Source organism: Oceanobacillus zhaokaii, assembly GCF_003352005.1.
In the GTDB taxonomy this organism is placed as follows: Bacteria; Bacillota; Bacilli; order Bacillales; family Amphibacillaceae; genus Oceanobacillus; species Oceanobacillus zhaokaii.
The window spans coordinates 523,297-542,221 of record NZ_CP024848.1 but is presented as its reverse complement, the minus strand read 5'-3'; the positions used below and the strand labels follow the sequence as shown (position 1 = coordinate 542,221).

Sequence of the window (18,925 nt, the reverse complement as noted above, 5' to 3'; positions counted from 1 at the left end):
GCGATCTGTTTTATTCTCCTGGAAACAGTAGGCTTCCCTGTTTTTTTCTAGCAACTTCTAAGCATTTGGCAACCAATCTACTTCTTTCTAGCCATAATTGATGATGCTCCATATTTCTTTCCTTCACCATTCCAAGAAACGCTTCTACCTCATAAACCATGTCTAAATCCAGCTGTTCTTCAGCAACATTTACAGTTTCCTTTGTCTTTCGGTTATAGACTGCTAGTTGTTTAATCGGAGCAATATGATCGACTGTGATTGATCCGTCCTCCCCATGGATTTCCGATGGCATATTTGCTTGGGCAATTTTTGAGCAGAGAATCGTCACATTGAAGGCTTCATATGTTAATACAAGAGTTCCGCTTCCATCGATACCATTTTCTAGTAGAGTTGGAAAATAGGACACATCATTCGGTTCACCAAATAAATCAATCGCCATACTCAATGGGTATACCCCTAAATCCATAAGAGCTCCACCTGCAAACTCCTTCGTAAATACATTTGCAATGTTTCCATCTTTAAATGCATCATATTTCGATGAATACTGCACATATTGGAGCATCACACTACGAATCTGTCCAATCTGCTTTAGAGAATCTTTCAGTATTTTAAAGTTTGGTGAGAATAAATGCCTGTACCCTTCAAAAACATAAACATCATATTGCTTTGCACGTTCCTGAATCACTTGCCATTGCTGTTCATTTAATACCAATGGTTTCTCACAAAAGACGTTCTTTTTATGTTCAATACATGCTAGCACATGCTCATAATGCATGATATTTGGTGATGCAATATAAACAAAGTCAATATTGGTTTCTAGCATCTCTTCTATACTTGTAAACCATTCTTTCGCACCGTGCTTCGTTGCAAAGCTTCTTGCCGTTTCCTCTGACCGGGAATAAACAGATGCAATTTCCATTTCTTTAAAATGATTTGCAGCTTTAATAAACGCTTCCGTTATCCAGCTAGTTCCAATTGTAGAAAATTTCATTTTATCTCGCCCATTTCTGTACTATTTTCGTTTTCGTTATCTGGAAGCGGATCAATGGAGTGTTTATAGCTATATCCTTTCGATATCTGTTTCATAGAAAGGTAGAAAACCATTGCTACAAAAGCTAACGAAGCAACCCCAGCAATAATATAAGCACCCATTCCCTATTTCTCCCCTCATGTTTACTGTCCATACATCTATTAGCTTAACCTACTACGAAAGCATTTTCAATAATTCTACTGGCAATTTCAAATCTCTGATTATTTATTTTCCAATTGGCAGATTTTATGACTTCCTTGCTTACCGCTCCGAAAATACACTACGCTTTCCGCGGGGGGCTGGTGACCCTTCCTCCAGCAGGAGTCTTCGTGTATTTTCTCCGCTGAGATAGTGCGAGAAAAACAAATTTTATCTCCTTATTAAATAAGACAGCATTTCCCTCTCACATAGCTATTTATTGAAGCCGAAGACAGAAGACATATTCAAAAATGAAGGAACATTTTCTAACGAAGTTGCATTACAGCCACAAAGATTTTTCTTTAGAAATTCACATCACAACTAGTTCACTGTTTAGTTATATTGCAACAGACCCTACAAAAAAGCCTAGAAAAAAACCGCAGCCATCTTTTGATGATTGCAGTTTTTGTTTTTTCTATAAATCTTCACCGATAATTTTTACTTCACGTTCCAGTTCAACACCGAACTTCTCTTTAACGGTCGCTTGCACGTATTGAATCAAGTTGATATATTCCTTTGCTGTTGCATTATCCTTGTTGACAATAAAGCCGGCATGCTTAAGCGATACTTGTGCTCCGCCTATTTGCTTACCTTGCAGGTTACTATCTTGGATTAGTTTTCCTGCAAAATAACCTGGTGGGCGTTTAAAGACACTTCCACAAGATGGATACTCTAATGGTTGCTTCGATTCCCGTTTATAGGTCAGATCATCCATTACTTCCTTAATCGCTTCATATTGTGCTTCCTTTAATGCAAAATTAGCTTCGAGTACGATATAACCATTATCTGGAATGTTGCTCGTGCGGTATGCTAAATCTAACTCTTCTGCAGATAAAGTAAGGAGATCGCCTTCTCGATTAACAACCAGTGTACTCACTAGCACGTCTTTTACTTCCCCGCCGTATGCTCCTGCGTTCATGAATAAAGCACCACCGACAGATCCAGGGATTCCGCACGCAAATTCTAGACCAGAAAGATTCACTTGAAGTGCCTCCCTTGAAGCATCAATTATTCGTGCACCACTTTGAGCAATCAGATTATTACCCTCTATTCTAACCTCATTTAACTTTTGCAAGTTCATGACAATCCCGCGAATGCCGCCATCTTTAACTATAAGATTCGACCCATTGCCTAATAATGTGAAAGCAATATTTTCTTCGTTTGCCAGTTTTACAATTTCCTGTACCTGCTCATAGCTTTCCGGTGTCACATAGAAATCAGCCATGCCACCAAGGTGTGTGTACGTATGATGCTTTAACTGTTCATTCACAAGCACATGCTCTGCAGCTGTAATATTTATTAATTTATCATAAATATGATGATTGTTAGCCAAACCTATCATTCCTTTAAATTAGATATTCCTTAAGATTATTCGATTCTAAAATTAATCTTATGTCCAGCCTGATTTGTATTAATACAGCAAGAAGCTTAGACTTTTTACCCTGCCCAAAAGATCACCATAAAAATGGTGATCCATTATTGCATTTCTATATTGTAAGTTATTGCAGCCCATCTTGCCACAAAAATGAGTGAATTAATTTATCTACTTCTGCACTTTCATGCAATGCACTATGACCAAGATTCTCATCCTTAATCATTACTTCCTGTAATTGTTGTTCGGGAACAATGCTTCTTAACGTCGCTACACTTTCAGGAACAGCCACTACATCACCTGTGCTGCCAATACTTAACACATTCACACCTTTAGGAAAGGTACTAGCGTGAAGCAGCTCAAGTGCAAGTGAATTAGGCATCAAATCAGTTGCCGCTTCATCAACGTTTATTTGAAAGTATTCTTGGCTATATATCCCATCAAACGGACTGCCAATTGTGATTAATTTATCAACGTTCGGATACTCTTGCCCCATATATCCCATTATATATTTCATTGAAATAATTCCACCCATTGAATGGCCAACAAGGTTGACTGATTCAATTCCATATTTCTCCTTTAGATGGTGCATAACGGAGGCGAGGTAATCTGTACTATCAGCGAAATCATCACGATTATTCTCCAATACGACTTGAATGAAATTTGGGCCAGATTTCTCTGCATCTATAATATAATCATGCAGATGTCCATTGGCGCTTACATAATAAAGAAGCCCTTTATTCCCAAAGTGGTATTCTTTTTCAAAACGATCGAGCATATAGCCAAAGGAATTCTCTGTCCCTTTATAGCCATGGACAAATACAATTGGATCTGTTAAGGATAATTCAGTCCTTGCCTGTCTAATCTCTACCATTCCACAAATAATAATGGCAATTAGTATCGCAATACTTATCTTACTTCTTTGTTTCAAAAAATACCCCTCATTTAAGCGTTTTTCTTTAATGTTTTCTGCTTCAAAATAAACCATGTAAAATAAGACCCAATTAAGAATAACAATATTTTAACTGCCATTAATGGAATGACGAAGATAATCGTAAATAACATCGAAATCCACAATACGGAAACAGCAACGACCTTCGCTTGTAACGGGATTCCTTTTCCTTGTCGATAATTTAATATATATGGACCAAAATATTTATTCGTAATTAACCAATTATATAAGCGTTCGGAACTGCGTACATAGCATGCAGCCGCAAGCAGCAGGAGAGGCGTTGTCGGAAGCAGCGGTAGAAAGATACCTAATATGCCTAAACCTAATGAAATTGTACCTGCGATTATTAATAATGCCTTTTTCAAATGAATCATGATTTAACACCAGCTAAAATTATATTTTAACCACATTATAACATGAAACATTAATAATATCGGTTGGAGATTTAACTATTATATGAACACTAGATTAACTTCTCAATCGAATGATACGTTGGTTTTCCATGATCAAATGTTGCAACATGACGAAAGCCAATTTCCTGCAATAACACAAGTGATTGTTTAAACTCATAAGCAAGCGTTGTTTCAACGTGAGAATCAGATCCAAGTGTGATAATTTCGCCGCCACACTCCTTATACATTGTCAATATATCCGCGCTTGGCATACCACCTTCGAGTCCATAGCGGTAGCCTGATGTATTTAATTCAATCCCTTTTCCAGCAGGAATAATTTCATTAAAGATCTCCCGAATAATCGAATGAAAATTATCGCTGCTCTTTTCCTTTGTATAGCGCTTTACTAAATCCAGATGTCCCAAGATACTAAATTCCTTATATTTCTTAATACAGCTTAGTAATTCTTCATAATAGATTTGATATGCATCCTCCACTGTTTTCCCTTGGAAAAATTCACCTGAATGAAGATCCTTCCCCTCTGTCGCATGCATGGAGCAAATAACAAAATCAAATGACTCTTGATTCATTAATGCTTCGTATCGATCGAGCAAATGGGGCTGAAGTCCAATTTCTACTCCTTTTTTAATTCGAATCCGGCCTTCATATATATCCTGCATTCTTTTGATTTTTTGATCATATGCTGCTAAATCAAATTCAAAAATCCAATCCTTGTCTGGATAATCATAATCAATATGCTCCGTGAAACAGATTTCCTCTAGTCCAATTTCAATTGCCTTCTCAATTGTTGTCTCCATTTTCGTTTCACAATCAGCAGAAAAATCACTATGAATATGGTAATCAAACATAAATAACACTCCCTTTACTTAAGTTAAGAAATTATAAAATTTGACTGTAATACCTCTAATGCAGAAACAGTCACTTCCGCTTTTGTTCTTGACAATTTTAATTATACTGAATATAATACTATATAACTTTAGTGAGATAAAGCGATAAAGTAATGAAGTGAAATTATTAAGAGCGAAAGCACCTGTTAAATTGCGTATATATTGCGCTGCACTGAGTAAGAGAAACTCTTTCATGAAGAAACGGATTTTCATGTATTGAGAGAGGTCTGACAGGGCGCTGCAGCTGAGATAGGCCGATCTATCAAAACAATTATACGAAGGAATTCTAGACTTTCTTATTAAGACATAAAGGAGAATCGTAATGCAAAAGTATGTTCTAAGTCAGAATAAAAATTCAAACGTTGAAGATTTTCAAATGAGAGAGCAGCTCATCGCAACTTTTATAAATCGCTTTTCTACATACGGATATAAACAAGTAAGAACTTCTACCTTTGAGCAATATGACTTGTATTCCAATATTACTGGTACCGTAAATAAAGATGAGATGATTAAAGTCATCGATACTTCTGGAAAAGTATTAGTGCTTAGACCGGATGTTACGATTCCGCTTGCTCGAATGAACACAGCAACAACCAACCAGCGACTCTTCTATGTACTGGATGTTTTCCGCCAGTCAATTGAACAAATTGATCAAAAAGAAAGTACACAGGCTGGGGTAGAACTCTTTGGTGATAGAAGTCCTGAGGCTGATGCGGAAGTAATCGTCTTGGCGATTCACACATTAAAAGATTTAGGCTTTAAGAATTTTAAGATTGAGCTGGGCCATGCTGGTTTTTTCAAAGAATTAATTCAACAAGCAGACTTAAATCAAACCCAGTTTGAGACGCTGCAAACATATATTCATTCAAAAAACTTGGTTGAAATCGAGCCTTTTCTAAAAGGGCTTGGCCTTGCAGATGATTTACGAAATGCGATTCAGTTGATTCCAATGATGTATGGTAATCCAGCGGACGTTATCAACGAAGCAAGAAAAATTATCCGAAACGCTTCAATGCAACAGGTGCTGCAAAATATCATAGATGTATATGATGTACTTGAGGATTACGGTGTTGCTGATTCCATTGTATTGAATCTTGGATTAATTAACAATATGGATTATTATTCTGGCATCATCTTTCAAGGATTTCTCGATAGTATCGGGAAGCCAGTCTTAATGGGTGGACGCTATGACCATCTCGGGAAGCAATTTGGAGATGCGACTCCCGCTATTGGCTTTGCATTCGAGGTCGATTACCTTGTCCATGCATTGCAACAGCAAGGGAAAGCAATTGTAGAAATTGGGCCTGATTTTATTATTAAATATGACAAAACCAAGCAAAAGGCTGCCCTTCAAACAGCATACCGATTACGGAATGAAGGATTACAGGTATTAACTTATTTAATAGAGGACGCTGATACAAATAGTGCCAAAACCGCTATCGTAAATTATACAGAAGCTGAGCAGCAGCTAATTACTGAAAAAGAATCATATGCCTTTGCAAGTGCCGATGATCTTGTAAGCAAGTGTCTAACTATTAAGGAGGGGAAATAATTGGAACAGATCACATTAGCTTTAGCAAAAGGGAGACCTGCAAAGCAAACGATTTCCCTGCTTGAAAAAACCGGCGAGCATTTCCCCGAGCTGACTGAAGAAAGCAGGAAGCTAGTTTTTCATAATTTAGATCAATCAATTAAGGTAATTTTTGTGAAAGCTGTAGACGTCCCAACCTATGTAGAGAAAGGTGCTGCAGATATTGGCATCGTCGGTAAGGATAATATTTTAGAATCACTTGCAGATGTATATGAATTACTAGATTTAAAGATTGGTAAATGTAAATTTTCTGTTGCTGGAAAGGCTGACCATCAACCATCAGACAATCAGAAACTAACAATAGCAACTAAGTACCCGAACATTGCAAAGAAGCATTTCAAGAAAAAAGGGCAACCGATTGAAATCGTAAAATTAAATGGTTCTGTTGAATTAGCGCCATTGATTGGCTTAGCCGATTATATTGTCGATATCGTTGAAACAGGTAATACTTTGAGAGAAAACGACTTATCTGTCCTGGAGGATATTGAAACGATCAGTACGAGATTAATTGTTAATAAAGCAAGCTTTGCAACAAAGTCAATGCAAGTCAATCAGTTTATCAATCAATTAAAGCGGGCATTGGAGTGATTTGGAATGAGAATCGTAACAGCAGAACAGTTCTGGAAAGCAACTAAAGACCGCTCCACTGTCATTGAGAATGAAGCGGCACTTGATCAAGCAGTTTTGGAAATCATTAATCAGGTCCGAGCAAATGGGGACCAAGCTCTTCAATCCTATACGGAGAATTTCGATGGAATTAGATTGGAAAACTTCATCGTCACTGCGGAAGAATTTGGCGAAGCAAGAGCCCTTGTTGATGCCAGTTTTTTACCTGCATTACAACAAGCTAGACATAATATTACAGACTTTCATCTTGCACAAAAGGAAAACTCTTGGTTTATCAATAAACAACCCGGAATTCTCTTAGGACAAAAACTTACACCACTCGATCATGCTGGTATCTATATTCCCGGTGGCAAGGCTGCCTATCCATCAACCGTTTTGATGAATGTCATCCCTGCTCAAATAGCTGGAGTAGGAAACATTGTTATCACTACACCTCCACAAACAGATGGAAAGGTTAATCCATACGTCCTTGTTGCAGCTGACATGCTCGGTATCAAGACGATTTATAAGGTTGGTGGTGCCCAAGCAATTGCCGCTCTTGCTTACGGGACAGAAACGGTCCATAAAGTCGATAAAATTGTCGGTCCAGGGAACGCCTTTGTCGCCCGTGCAAAGAAATGGGTTTTCGGTGATGTAGCAATTGATATGATTGCTGGTCCAAGTGAAATATGTGTCGTAGCAGACGAAACAGCCCCACCTAGCTTTATTGCAGCTGACCTGCTATCACAGGCAGAGCATGATGAATCAGCAAGTGCAATCTGTGTGACGACAAGCAAGGAAATAGCAGAGAAAATAAAAGCAGAAGTAGAAAGTCAGACAGAATCTCTTGAAAGAAAAGCAATTATTCAACAATCAGTAGAACAAAATGGAAAAATCATCGTCGCCGATTCACTAAAAGCAGCACTTGATATCGTAAATGAAATTGCACCCGAGCATTTACAGTTAATGATTTCCAATCCGACTGAAAGTTTAGATGAGATTAAACATGCTGGGGCTATTTTCCTCGGCAATTATTCACCTGAACCACTTGGTGATTACTTTGCCGGACCAAATCATACATTACCAACGAATGGAACTGCACGTTTCGCTTCCCCACTTGGTGTATATGATTTTGTAAAGAAATCCAGCATTATTCGCTATTCGAAGGAAGCATTACAAAGAGCTAGTGATTCGATTATAACGATAGCAAATGTGGAAGGTTTAACAGCACATGCGAATTCGATTGCAATTAGAAAGGATGAGCCAAATGCGTAATGCGAAAATTACTCGAACAACAAAGGAAACCGCAATCCAATTAGATTTTTATATAGATGGAAATGGTACTTCCTCTATTAATACTGGCGTAGGCTTCTTCGATCATATGTTAACACTAATGACGAAGCATGGTTTGTTTAATCTCGATGTTCGTTGTGATGGCGATTTAGAAGTCGATCAGCATCATTCAGTAGAGGATATTGGTATCGCGCTCGGGCAAGCATTTAATGAAGCATTAGGAAATAAAGAAGGAATTACCCGTTACGCAAATATTACAACACCCATGGACGAAGCATTATCAAATGTTACGCTTGATATTAGTGGCCGGTCCTATCTTGTTTTCAATGTAGATGGATTGAAAGATAAGGTTGGCAATTTCGATACGGAGCTTGTCGAGGAGTTCTTTCAAGCCTTTGTAAGCAACGCGAAGGTGAACCTCCATATCAATCTCGAATACGGAAGAAACACACACCATATCATTGAATCGATCTTTAAAGGAGTTGGCCGTGCACTTGATCAAGCAAGTATGATAAATCCAAGAATTGAAGGTGTCCCATCGACAAAGGGATCGCTTTAATTATAGACGATGCATAGGAAAGTTAAACTTTGAATAAGAACAGGGGAATGAACAATGATTGCAATTATCGATTATGGCGCTGGTAACATTAAAAGCCTGCAATTTGCCTTAGACAAGCTTAATCTTGAATCAGAATTGACAATAGATCCAAAAGTCATTCGTGATGCGAAATCGATTATTCTTCCGGGTGTAGGCGCATTTAAGGATGCGATGGATGCATTAATCGAACTGGATTTAGTAACCGTATTAAAACGGGAAATTAATGCTGGGAAACCGATTCTCGGAATTTGTCTAGGCATGCAATTATTCTATGAACAGGGATTTGAAGATGGAAGCTGGGAAGGACTTGGTTTTCTAAAAGGCAGTGTCAATCGAATAACAGATACAGTAAAGGTTCCTCATATGGGTTGGAACACGCTGACATCGCATCAGGAAAGCTCTTTACTTAATAACCTAACAGATAATCCTTCTGTATACTTCGTTCACTCCTATGCAGTAGGAGAGGATTTTGAAAAAGATACACTTGTTGCAAGTGCACAATACGGCGGGACCATTCCGGCAATCGTGAAAAAGGGCAATATTGTCGGTATGCAATTTCATCCTGAAAAAAGCGGAACGACAGGTATCCAACTATTAAAAAATTACGGGGAGCTGATTTCATGATTTTATTTCCAGCAATCGATATACGAGGAGGCAAATGTGTTCGCCTCATTCAAGGTGATTATAATAAAGAGAAGGTTTATAGTAACGCACCAATTGATGTTGCTAGAGACTGGGAAAATAAAGGAGCAGAATATGTCCATATCGTTGACCTTGATGGAGCAAAATCTGGAGAGTCGATTAACCAATCATTAATTAAGGAAATTGCAGCAAATACGAAAATTCCTGTTCAAGTTGGTGGCGGAATTCGTTCGCTATCCGTAATCGAAGCGTATATTTCGTCAGGTGTGGAGCGTGTAATTATCGGTACTGCTGCAATTAATGACGAAGAATTTTTAAGAAAAGCGGTCGCTCAGTATGGATCTAAAATCGCTGTCTCAATAGATGCTAGAAATGGGTTCGTTGCAACCGATGGCTGGACAGAAACGAGTACAGTTAAGGCACTAAACCTCGTCAAGTTGTTAGAAGATATTGGCGTAGAAACAATTGTTTATACGGATATTTTAAAGGACGGTATGCTTCAAGGCCCTAATTTTGACGAATTGCAAACAATTAATGAAGCAACATCGATAAATGTTATTGCCTCAGGTGGTGTCTCCTCTAAGGAAGATATCGCGAAATTAACATCACAGAATCTTTACGGGGCAATTATTGGCAAGGCATTATACGATGGAACAATTGAATTCACAGAACTTCTGGAGGATGATACGCATGCTTGCTAAACGAATTATTCCATGTTTGGACGTTGATAAAGGCCGCGTTGTGAAAGGAAGAAAGTTTCAAAATATCCAAGATGTCGCTGATCCGGTAGAGTTAGCGAAACGCTATAATGAGGCTGGCGCCGATGAGCTTGTTTTCTATGATATAACGGCATCAAATGAAAAGCGCGATATTTTCCTCGATGTAGTGGAGAATGTTGCACGAGAGATTGCCATTCCCTTTACCGTTGGTGGTGGAATACGGACAATAGAAGATATTCATAAAGTGTTACGTTCGGGTGCAGATAAAGTATCGATAAACAGTGCTGCAGTATCAAATCCCGAAATCATAAAGGAAGCGGCATTGAAATTTGGCAGTCAATGTATCGTCCTCTCCATCGATGCAAAACAAGTTACGGCAAATAATTGGCAGGTCTATATTAATGGTGGAAGAACAAACACTGGAATCGATGCAATTGAATGGGCAAAACGTGGCGAACAGCTCGGAGCGGGAGAAATTGTCATAAATGCAATCGATGCTGATGGAGAGAAAGATGGCTATAACATCGCATTAACGAAGGCTATAGCCGATGCGGTTAACATTCCAATCGTTGCCAGCGGCGGTGCTGGAACAATCCAGCATTTTTCAAAAGTTTTAACAGAAGGTGCCGCAGATGCAGCCTTGGCCGCATCCGTTTTTCATTACGAGGAAATAAGCATACCTGAACTGAAGAAATACTTACAATCGGAAGCAATTACCGTTAGGAGTGAAATCGAATGGAAATAAATATTGACCAGCTTAAATTCGATACAAGCGGACTTATCCCTGCAATCGTGCAAGATGCGGAAACTGGAAAAGTATTAACGTTAGCATACATGAACGAAGAATCCCTAAATAAAACGATTGAAACAACTGAAACATGGTTTTTTAGTCGCAGCAGACTCGAGCTATGGAATAAAGGAGAAACATCGGGAAATAAGCAAGAAGTGAAGAAAATCGCCTTTGACTGTGATGCCGATGCATTATTAGTTCAAGTCAAGCCACTTGGTCCTGCATGCCATACTGGGGAAGAAACATGCTTTAATAACGACCTTCTCACGAAAGATACACCTTCAAATCAAATCGTTTCTGATGTCGTTGCAAAAATTAAACAACGCCGCGAGAATCCAACGGAAGGATCCTATACAGCCTATCTTTTTGAAAAAGGAATGGATAAAATCCTTAAGAAAATTGGCGAGGAAACTAGTGAAGTACTCATCGGCGCGAAAAATAATGATAAAGCAGAAGTCACAAGCGAAATCGCTGATCTTACCTATCATACACTCGTATTAATGGAATTAATGGATGTATCTGTAGGCGACATTAAGAACGAATTGAAAAAGCGCCATATACAGAAGGAAGGCCAAGAAAAGTAAGCTACTTGAGTGCCTGTCACTCCCCGAATTTTGTCAAAAACTTGAACATCAGTATTGGAACGATTGTTTCTAATACTGATTTTTTTCTTTATATGCTAGAATTACATATAGTGTGAGTGAGATTTCCCTATTAGATGCAGGTTTCACTTTCTGATCAAATTAGTTTAAAATGTAACATACCCTAAATAACCCTTAGACAACGAATAATATTATTTAGTAAAGACATAAAGTGTGCCAAGCTTTTTAGGTATAAACCATAGTTGCACATATGCAGTGAGAAAGTGTTATCCTTTCCTATCTGCTAAGAAAGGAGAAAATATGGAACAAGATTTAATTCTATCAAAACAATCATTTATACCAGTAATTTTAGGTGCGAGTATTGGTGTTTACAGTACTGCACGTTCTTTCCACGAAGCGTACGGAGTGAAATCAATCAGTGTCTCAAGACAGCTTATTGGTCCAGTTAAGCATTCTGCAATTATCGTTCCCGTGCTTGAACCCGACATGGAGGATGCGGAGGCATTGCTCGCTAGCTTAAATAATATCATGCAAACATATCCGGATATCCCGAAGATAATCATTGGTAGTGATGATTGGCATGTAGAGATGGTGGTCGACTTAAGAGATAAGCTTGTGGGAAATTGGATTGTCCCATATACAGACAGGGAGAGCTTGCATACTGTCATTGATAAAGCCAAATTTTATGAGCTATGCGACAGTTTAGAGGTTGATTATCCCAAGTATATTGCGTTCGATAGCAACCAGACGCTAGATACGGAACTTCCATTTTCATTTCCAGTAGTTATCAAACCTACTAGTAGAGTTGCTTATGAAAATTTGAAGTTCACTGGTAAAAAGAAGGTATTTACTGCAAAGGATCGGCAGGAGCTTGAACAAATTATCGATTTAATAAGAAATGCTGGTTATCTTGATGAATTGATTGTTCAAGAATTTATTCCAGGCGACGACACTGCAATGTATATCCTCACAATCTATATCGCGCAAGATGGAGAGGTTAAACTGGCTTCCTTTGGACAAACATTGCTGGAGGACCATACACCTGGTGGAATCGGCAACCCTGTCGCAATACGCACCCTTCGTAATGATGAAGCTGTTGAACAAGCAACACGGCTTGTTAAAAAAGTTGGATATATCGGGTTTGCGAATTTTGATTTAAAATACGATTCACGAGATGGGAAATATAAGTTCTTTGAATTGAATCCCCGTCTTGGGAGAAGTAATTATTATGTAACAACCGGTGGGCATAATCCTGTAGAATATTACATAAAGGATTACCTCGAAAATCAGCCCCTTTCCTACACTGTTGCAGAAAAAGAAATGATTTATACTATCGTTCCTAAGGGATTGCTTATGAAGCATCTAAAGGATAAGCAATTGCGGGACAGAGTGAATACTTTATATAAGGAAAAACGTGTAAAGAATCCAATGTTCTATTTTTCCGTTGAGAAAAGTATCAAGCGACTATTATATGTAATTGTTTCAACGTTTAATTTCTATCGGAAATTTAAAAAGTATCCACCGTTATAAGCACAAAAGCGCAAGCGCCCGTTTAGCGACGTACGGACTGGACTGAACCGTAGGAGATAAAGGAAACATGCCCCTTCGCTTTAGGGGTAGCCGACGTTGGCGAAGCCTGCTTTTAGTCGGCCTTCCTTAATACCAGGAATCGATGTTGACTTTCACCACAAGGGTATAAGTGCGACTAAGCCTCATGTGTAACCAATCGGCAAGTCTTCTTTATCGTACGGAGGTGAGGGAAGTCTCGCTAGGAGCACGGGCGCTGGAGCTGGACGTGGCTTCTCTTATCACGTGAATAATAACTGGAAATCTTTTATGCATTCCTATTTTATAGTAAAAGCATCGCCCTTATATATGGACGATGCTTTTTTATTATTTATATTAAGGTCTCCACTTCAGCATCTTTTCTCAGTTCCTCAACCTTAACTTGTAGCTGTTCACTTTGCTTTTGACTATAGATTGCAGATTCGATTCTTTCTTTAATCTCTGCTAACTCCTCAATTTCTTCGTTCTGTTCTTTTAGCTTATCATAATATTCCTGGATTTCTTCGTCCGTTACTTCGATTTCAAATTGATTATCCATGTATTGCACGGTAATTAAATCATTTATTAGCTGATCTTTAAAGTCTTCCTCATTCATTTGAAACTGTTCTAACATATTATTGAATTGCTCTTCACCAGTTTCTTTTTTGATTGCTTCTAATTCCGTTTGCGCTTCCTCTTCTGTAACTTCGATGCCCTTATCCGCTGCATCTTGTCTTATTAGCTCCTCATCAACTAGAAGTGTAATCGTTTGTTCCTTAATAAAATCTAAGTCGGAAACATCCTGTCCATAATTATGCAGCATCGTTTTCACGCGTGTGTAAACAGAATTATAATCGTCACCCTTAATCTCGTTACCATTAACTGAAACCACCGAAGTATCCTCAGCCACACGTTCTTTATTATCAAAAGTCAGTTCCTTTTTTTGCTGTTCCGATGTTGCATCCTCTGGTGTACTTTCCTGTTTATCTGCAGTTCCATCACTGCATGCTGCCGCAAGTAAAGCAATACTTAGCATAAGAGCTAATGTAATATATTTCCTCATTAAAACTTCCCTCATTTCATGATTCTTCTCTTATACAAACATAAATGAATACCGAATTTCAAGTTTAGCATCGGAAAATCTGCTTCGGCGATTACTTAATTCAGCTGGAATTAGTGTTGGTATCTATAGTGCTTTCATTGTTTATCTAAAACACTTGTCAGATATCAGCATAATCATTATCATCTCTAATACACTTTTTGCAGCGTGTTCAGTTCATATCAGCTATTTCCAGATTATATCAGCATTTCCCTTTCCAAAGCAAAAAATAACAGGCAACCCTTAAGGCAACCTGTCATTTTTTCATATTAATTCAAGCTATCATCAATATCCTGAATCATTTGAGCCACTGAAACCAGTCCGCCGCCAGACAGGTACCAATATTCAGGATTTAAATAAACAATTTTATCATTTTTATATGCTTTTGTATTCTCAACCAATTCATTCTCTACTAATTGTGGTGCAGCTGTTTCGCCACCAACAGCAGCTGCGCGGTCAACGACATATAGAATATCTGGATCTTGTTCAACAACATATTCAAACGTAACGTTCATTCCGTGTGTAGATGCTTCAATATTTTCGTCTGCTTGAGCTACTCCAAGTACATCATGGATAATCCCAAATCGTGAATTTGCACCGTATGCACTAATCTTATCATCATTTGCTAAAATAATAAGTCCCTTTTCAGCAGAAGCTGTAGCTTTCTCATTAACTGCTGCAATTGATTCTTCGATCGTTGCAATTTCTGCATCAATTTCTTCTTGCTTATCAAAAATATCACCGATGATAGCCATATTTTCTTTAAATGAATCCATGTATCTTGTTGTATCTACACCAAGATGAATTGTTGGTGCAATTTTACTAAACTCATCATACATATCCGCTTGACGACCCGAGATGATGATTAGTCCTGGGTCAATTCCTGAGATTGCTTCAAGGTCTGGCTCTTTTAAACTACCGATATTTGTATAATCTTCACCAGCGTACTTTTCTAAATAAGTTGGTACTGTTCCTGCTTGAGCAATACCTGCTACGTCAATTCCTAATTTATCAAGAGTGTCTAAGATTCCAAAGTCGAATACGACAATGTTTTCTGGATTTACCGGTACATCAGTTTCACCAAGTTCGTGCTTAACTGTCACAGTATCTGAAGATTCTTCAGTACTTGGTGTTTCATTACCTGTACTTGTATCTTGTTCGCCTTCCTCAGCAGAACCACAGGCAGCAATAATAAATAGCAGTAAACTCGTAATAAGTAATAGTCCTAATTTCTTCATTTCTTTCTCTCCTTTTTAAGTAAAAATTTATTATTAACAATAACCATTGACGTATGAATACTTATGAATAAATTGGAGAAAACATCCATCCTCAAAGTAGAGAAAGTCATTAATTCGCAGCAAATGAGCTGATTTATTAAGAACGTATACATGCCGAGCGCTCGAGACATGTATCCTTATAAAGTCATATTATGAAACAAATCCATTTACCTAATCTCAAATGTAAGGTATGATAAGAATTGAGGGTTCCTTTATAGTGGATTGTTCATATTTTATGAGCTTCCATTATAAGGGGATTTTTTTTCCTTCTCTTAGAAAACTTGACTGTCGCCAAGCCTTTTGCGACAGTCTTAGTTGCACTTGTAGTGAGAAAGTTTTTTTACTTTCTTATCTACCAGGAAAATGAATGCTCCCCTTCTATCCATTTTCTTCATCCATCAACCGTTATTAGAAATAAACACAAATACGTTGATTATCAATTTCTTTGATCTCGATGTCCATGTCATAGATTTCTTTTAATACACATTTATCTATCACATCACATGTTCGACCTTCTTTTACAATCTTGCCATCCTTAAGTGCAACAATGTTATCTGAATAGCAAGATGCGAAATTGATATCATGAATAACGATAACAATGGTTTTACCCATCTCATCTACTAATTTCCTTAGAGTCTTCATGATTGATACAGAATGACGCATATCCAGGTTGTTTAGTGGTTCATCAAGTAGAATATACTCCGTATCCTGAGCAATAACCATTGCAATATGTGCTCGCTGGCGCTGACCGCCACTTAATTCATCTAAGTATTTATCTTGCATATCGCGAAGCTCCATATAATCAATTGCTTCTTCGATCTTAGCTACATCTTCCTTTGATAATCTTCCTTGTGAATACGGAAAACGACCAAATGAGACAAGTTCGCGAACCGTCAGCTTCAAATTAATTTGATTCGATTGTTTTAAGATAGAAATTTTCTTAGCAAGCTCATTATTCTTCACGCTAAGAATGTCCATGCCATCAATTGAAATTTGCCCTTCATCTCTTACAATTAAGCGACTAATCATAGAAATTAACGTACTTTTTCCAGCACCATTCGGCCCAATAAACGATGTGATTTTTCCTCTTTCAATTTCCAGAGAAACATCCTCAATAACAGGTTTATTTTGATACGATTTAAATACATTTTTTATATTTACCACGATTTATTCTCCTTTAGTAAAAGAAATATAAAGTAAATTCCACCAATAAGGTTAATAATAACGCTAATTGTTGTGCTGAACGTAAATATCTTTTCCACGATAAATTGTCCACCAAGTAATGCAATAATACTTATTAAAACAGCAGCAAGTAATATGTATGCATGCCGGTATGTCTTCATCAATTCATATGCCAAATTTACTACAAGTAACCCCAGAAAAGTAATTGGGCCAATCAACGCTGTTGAAACGGAAATCAGTACTGCAACAATAATTAACAGTCGTTTGACGATCCGATCATATGGAACGCCTAAATTAATTGCTTGATCCTTCCCTAATGCCATGACATCTAAATATTTGTAGTACGGGATAAAGAAGATTATTGTGACGACAATTAAGATAATCGAGACACCGACAAGTTCGGAGTTTACGTTATTAATACTTGCAAACATCTTATCTTGCACAATCGTAAATTCATTAGGGTCAATCAATACTTGCATAAAAGATGAAAAACTATTGAAGAATGTTCCTAGAATCATCCCAATTAATAGTAAGAAATAGATACTCTTATTCTCACCTTTAAATAAGAAGTGATAGAGAATCAATGTAAATAATATCATCAACCCAACTGAGACCAGGAAGTTTGTATTGCCGCTCATCATTGCAAGTGTATGTGAACCAAATACGAAGACAATTACGGTTTGAATCAATAAATAAAGGGAATCAAGTCCTAATATACTAGGTGTTAAGATTCGATTATTTGTAACCGTCATGAACAATGTTGTCGCAAAGGCGATTGCTCCGCCAGTCAAGATAATGGTAACTACCTTTGTAATTCTTCTGGGTAATATATAATCGATGTTTCCACTTAAATCATAGAAAATGTATAACAATGCTAGTAATAATGCGATACCGGCTAAAATGATTATTTTTCTCTTATATGCCATACTTTCTTCTCCTTATCAATAGATAGATGAAGATTGCACTACCTATTACCCCAACGGTTAAACTAATTGGAATTTCATAAGGATAAATGATAATTCTGCCGATAATATCGCAAACAAGTACAAATACCGCACCTAGCAATGCTGTATGTATTAATGTTTTCTTCAAGTTATCACCTAAATAAATGGTTACGATATTCGGTACGATTAACCCTAAGAAAGGAATAACACCAACCGAAAGTATAACGGAGGCTGTAACAAGTGCACTGATAATCAAGCCGATATTTACGACTTGCCGATAATTTAATCCTAGGTTTTTTGAGAAATCCTCACCCATACCCGCAATCGTAAACTTATTTGCGAATAGATAGGCGATAATTAGAACCGGGATACTAACAAACATTAATTCATAATTTCCACTCATGATCATTGAAAAGTCGCCCTGCATAAAGGAAGACATATTCTGAATAAGATCATTCTGATATGCGATAAATGTAGAGATAGAGCTAATGATATTACCAAACATTAATCCGACAAGTGGAATAAATACAGCATCCTTGAACTTTATTTTTTCTAATATCTTCATAAAGATAACCGTACCTAAAAGCGCAAAGACAAACGATACTGACATTTTTTGCAATGGTGTAGCCGATGTAAAAATCATCAATGAGATAAGTACTCCAAGTCTCGCTGCATCCATTGTTCCCGCGGTTGTAGGCGATACAAAGCGATTTCTGCTCAGCTGCTGCATAATTAAGCCAACAATACTCATACTCATTCCAGCGATGACAATGCTGATTAACCTTGGTACTCTACTAACCATTAAAATCTGTATTTGTTCATCTGTTAAGCTAAATAAATCGAGTAACGCAACATCAGAAACACCTATAAAAATAGACGTTACAGAAAGAACAATAAGTGCTAATACTAAATACCATATCTTCATAGACTGCCCTTCTCTTCAAAACTGATCTAGCGATATATTACAATCTCAAGATTAGCCTTTATCCAACTAATATGTTTATTTGTACGTATAATAACGTAATAATAATTATTAACTTCTAATGAATCTAAATAAGAATGATATTCATTATCAATTAGATTCTTAATTATAGTATATCAGAAATCTGGGTATCGTCAATATAAAGAAATCATTATTATAAATATTTAATCCGCTTACAAAAGTAAGCCAAATCAAAAAAACTA

Annotated in this window: 20 protein-coding genes; 9 read left to right on the top strand and 11 right to left on the bottom strand. The window is 37.4% G+C overall.

Going from position 1 to position 18,925, the window contains the following annotated elements; genetic code table 11:
* Window positions 1-10 precede the first annotated feature (10 nt).
* The 6 genes from CUC15_RS02800 to CUC15_RS02775 all read right to left on the bottom strand — a co-directional run bounded on the left by CUC15_RS02800 (window position 11) and on the right by CUC15_RS02775 (window position 4,813).
* The gene (locus tag CUC15_RS02800; protein WP_114915266.1) at window positions 11-991 is read right to left on the bottom strand and encodes a Gfo/Idh/MocA family protein; all 981 of its coding nucleotides are present in this window, start codon (window positions 989-991) and stop codon (window positions 11-13) included.
* Entirely contained in the window at window positions 988-1,152 is a 165-nt protein-coding gene (gene ytzI / locus CUC15_RS02795; RefSeq protein WP_114915265.1) for a YtzI protein, read from the bottom strand. Before ytzI ends, CUC15_RS02800 begins: the two co-directional genes overlap by 4 nt.
* 491 nt (window positions 1,153-1,643) lie before the next feature.
* Window positions 1,644-2,561 (bottom strand): UDP-N-acetylmuramate dehydrogenase, encoded by a 918-nt coding sequence (gene murB, locus CUC15_RS02790; RefSeq protein WP_114915264.1) that lies wholly within the window; start codon window positions 2,559-2,561, stop codon window positions 1,644-1,646.
* Between the two features lie 166 nt (window positions 2,562-2,727).
* Window positions 2,728-3,531 carry an alpha/beta fold hydrolase gene (locus CUC15_RS02785; protein ID WP_114918360.1) on the bottom strand — a complete coding sequence of 268 codons (804 nt, stop codon included), beginning with the start codon at window positions 3,529-3,531 and terminating at the stop codon, window positions 2,728-2,730.
* Window positions 3,532-3,545: 14 nt separating this feature from the next.
* Window positions 3,546-3,926: a YbaN family protein gene (locus tag CUC15_RS02780; RefSeq protein WP_114915263.1), complete on the bottom strand. Its 381-nt coding sequence runs from the start codon at window positions 3,924-3,926 to the stop codon at window positions 3,546-3,548.
* A gap of 89 nt (window positions 3,927-4,015) precedes the next feature.
* The gene (locus CUC15_RS02775) at window positions 4,016-4,813 is read right to left on the bottom strand and encodes a histidinol-phosphatase HisJ family protein (RefSeq protein ID WP_114915262.1); all 798 of its coding nucleotides are present in this window, start codon (window positions 4,811-4,813) and stop codon (window positions 4,016-4,018) included.
* A 361-nt stretch (window positions 4,814-5,174) separates the two neighbouring features.
* Here CUC15_RS02775 and hisZ point away from each other — a divergent pair, with 361 nt between their 5' ends.
* From hisZ to CUC15_RS02730, 9 genes are all read left to right on the top strand, one after another.
* Window positions 5,175-6,404, top strand: coding sequence for an ATP phosphoribosyltransferase regulatory subunit (hisZ, locus tag CUC15_RS02770; protein ID WP_114915261.1), 1,230 nt, complete (start codon window positions 5,175-5,177; stop codon window positions 6,402-6,404).
* Window positions 6,405-7,031 (top strand): ATP phosphoribosyltransferase, encoded by a 627-nt coding sequence (hisG, locus tag CUC15_RS02765; protein WP_114915260.1) that lies wholly within the window; start codon window positions 6,405-6,407, stop codon window positions 7,029-7,031. It abuts the gene before it with no gap.
* A gap of 6 nt (window positions 7,032-7,037) precedes the next feature.
* Window positions 7,038-8,324 carry a histidinol dehydrogenase gene (hisD, locus tag CUC15_RS02760; RefSeq protein ID WP_114915259.1) on the top strand — a complete coding sequence of 429 codons (1,287 nt, stop codon included), beginning with the start codon at window positions 7,038-7,040 and terminating at the stop codon, window positions 8,322-8,324.
* Complete coding sequence (gene hisB, locus CUC15_RS02755) at window positions 8,317-8,901, top strand: imidazoleglycerol-phosphate dehydratase HisB (RefSeq protein WP_114915258.1); 585 nt, start codon at window positions 8,317-8,319, stop codon at window positions 8,899-8,901. The genes hisD and hisB overlap by 8 nt, the downstream gene beginning before the upstream one ends.
* Before the next feature lie 54 nt (window positions 8,902-8,955).
* Complete coding sequence (hisH, locus tag CUC15_RS02750; RefSeq protein WP_114915257.1) at window positions 8,956-9,564, top strand: imidazole glycerol phosphate synthase subunit HisH; 609 nt, start codon at window positions 8,956-8,958, stop codon at window positions 9,562-9,564.
* Complete coding sequence (gene hisA, locus CUC15_RS02745; protein ID WP_114915256.1) at window positions 9,561-10,283, top strand: 1-(5-phosphoribosyl)-5-[(5-phosphoribosylamino)methylideneamino]imidazole-4-carboxamide isomerase; 723 nt, start codon at window positions 9,561-9,563, stop codon at window positions 10,281-10,283. Before hisH ends, hisA begins: the two co-directional genes overlap by 4 nt.
* Complete coding sequence (gene hisF, locus CUC15_RS02740) at window positions 10,273-11,046, top strand: imidazole glycerol phosphate synthase subunit HisF (protein WP_114915255.1); 774 nt, start codon at window positions 10,273-10,275, stop codon at window positions 11,044-11,046. The genes hisA and hisF overlap by 11 nt, the downstream gene beginning before the upstream one ends.
* Window positions 11,037-11,675 (top strand): bifunctional phosphoribosyl-AMP cyclohydrolase/phosphoribosyl-ATP diphosphatase HisIE, encoded by a 639-nt coding sequence (gene hisIE, locus CUC15_RS02735; protein WP_114915254.1) that lies wholly within the window; start codon window positions 11,037-11,039, stop codon window positions 11,673-11,675. The genes hisF and hisIE overlap by 10 nt, the downstream gene beginning before the upstream one ends.
* 318 nt (window positions 11,676-11,993) lie before the next feature.
* Window positions 11,994-13,223 (top strand): carboxylate--amine ligase, encoded by a 1,230-nt coding sequence (locus tag CUC15_RS02730; RefSeq protein WP_114915253.1) that lies wholly within the window; start codon window positions 11,994-11,996, stop codon window positions 13,221-13,223.
* Between the two features lie 367 nt (window positions 13,224-13,590).
* Here the strand turns inward: CUC15_RS02730 and CUC15_RS02725 are convergent, their stop codons facing one another.
* The 5 genes from CUC15_RS02725 to CUC15_RS02705 all read right to left on the bottom strand — a co-directional run bounded on the left by CUC15_RS02725 (window position 13,591) and on the right by CUC15_RS02705 (window position 18,665).
* On the bottom strand, window positions 13,591-14,301 hold the full coding sequence (locus CUC15_RS02725; RefSeq protein WP_162800253.1) for a SurA N-terminal domain-containing protein: 711 nt from the start codon (window positions 14,299-14,301) through the stop codon (window positions 13,591-13,593).
* A gap of 305 nt (window positions 14,302-14,606) precedes the next feature.
* The gene (locus CUC15_RS02720; RefSeq protein WP_114915251.1) at window positions 14,607-15,575 is read right to left on the bottom strand and encodes a siderophore ABC transporter substrate-binding protein; all 969 of its coding nucleotides are present in this window, start codon (window positions 15,573-15,575) and stop codon (window positions 14,607-14,609) included.
* A gap of 447 nt (window positions 15,576-16,022) precedes the next feature.
* Window positions 16,023-16,778 (bottom strand): iron ABC transporter ATP-binding protein, encoded by a 756-nt coding sequence (locus tag CUC15_RS02715; protein WP_114915250.1) that lies wholly within the window; start codon window positions 16,776-16,778, stop codon window positions 16,023-16,025.
* Complete coding sequence (locus tag CUC15_RS02710) at window positions 16,772-17,722, bottom strand: iron chelate uptake ABC transporter family permease subunit (protein ID WP_114915249.1); 951 nt, start codon at window positions 17,720-17,722, stop codon at window positions 16,772-16,774. Before CUC15_RS02710 ends, CUC15_RS02715 begins: the two co-directional genes overlap by 7 nt.
* Window positions 17,712-18,665 (bottom strand): ABC transporter permease, encoded by a 954-nt coding sequence (locus CUC15_RS02705; RefSeq protein ID WP_114915248.1) that lies wholly within the window; start codon window positions 18,663-18,665, stop codon window positions 17,712-17,714. Before CUC15_RS02705 ends, CUC15_RS02710 begins: the two co-directional genes overlap by 11 nt.
* Window positions 18,666-18,925: the final 260 nt, after the last annotated feature.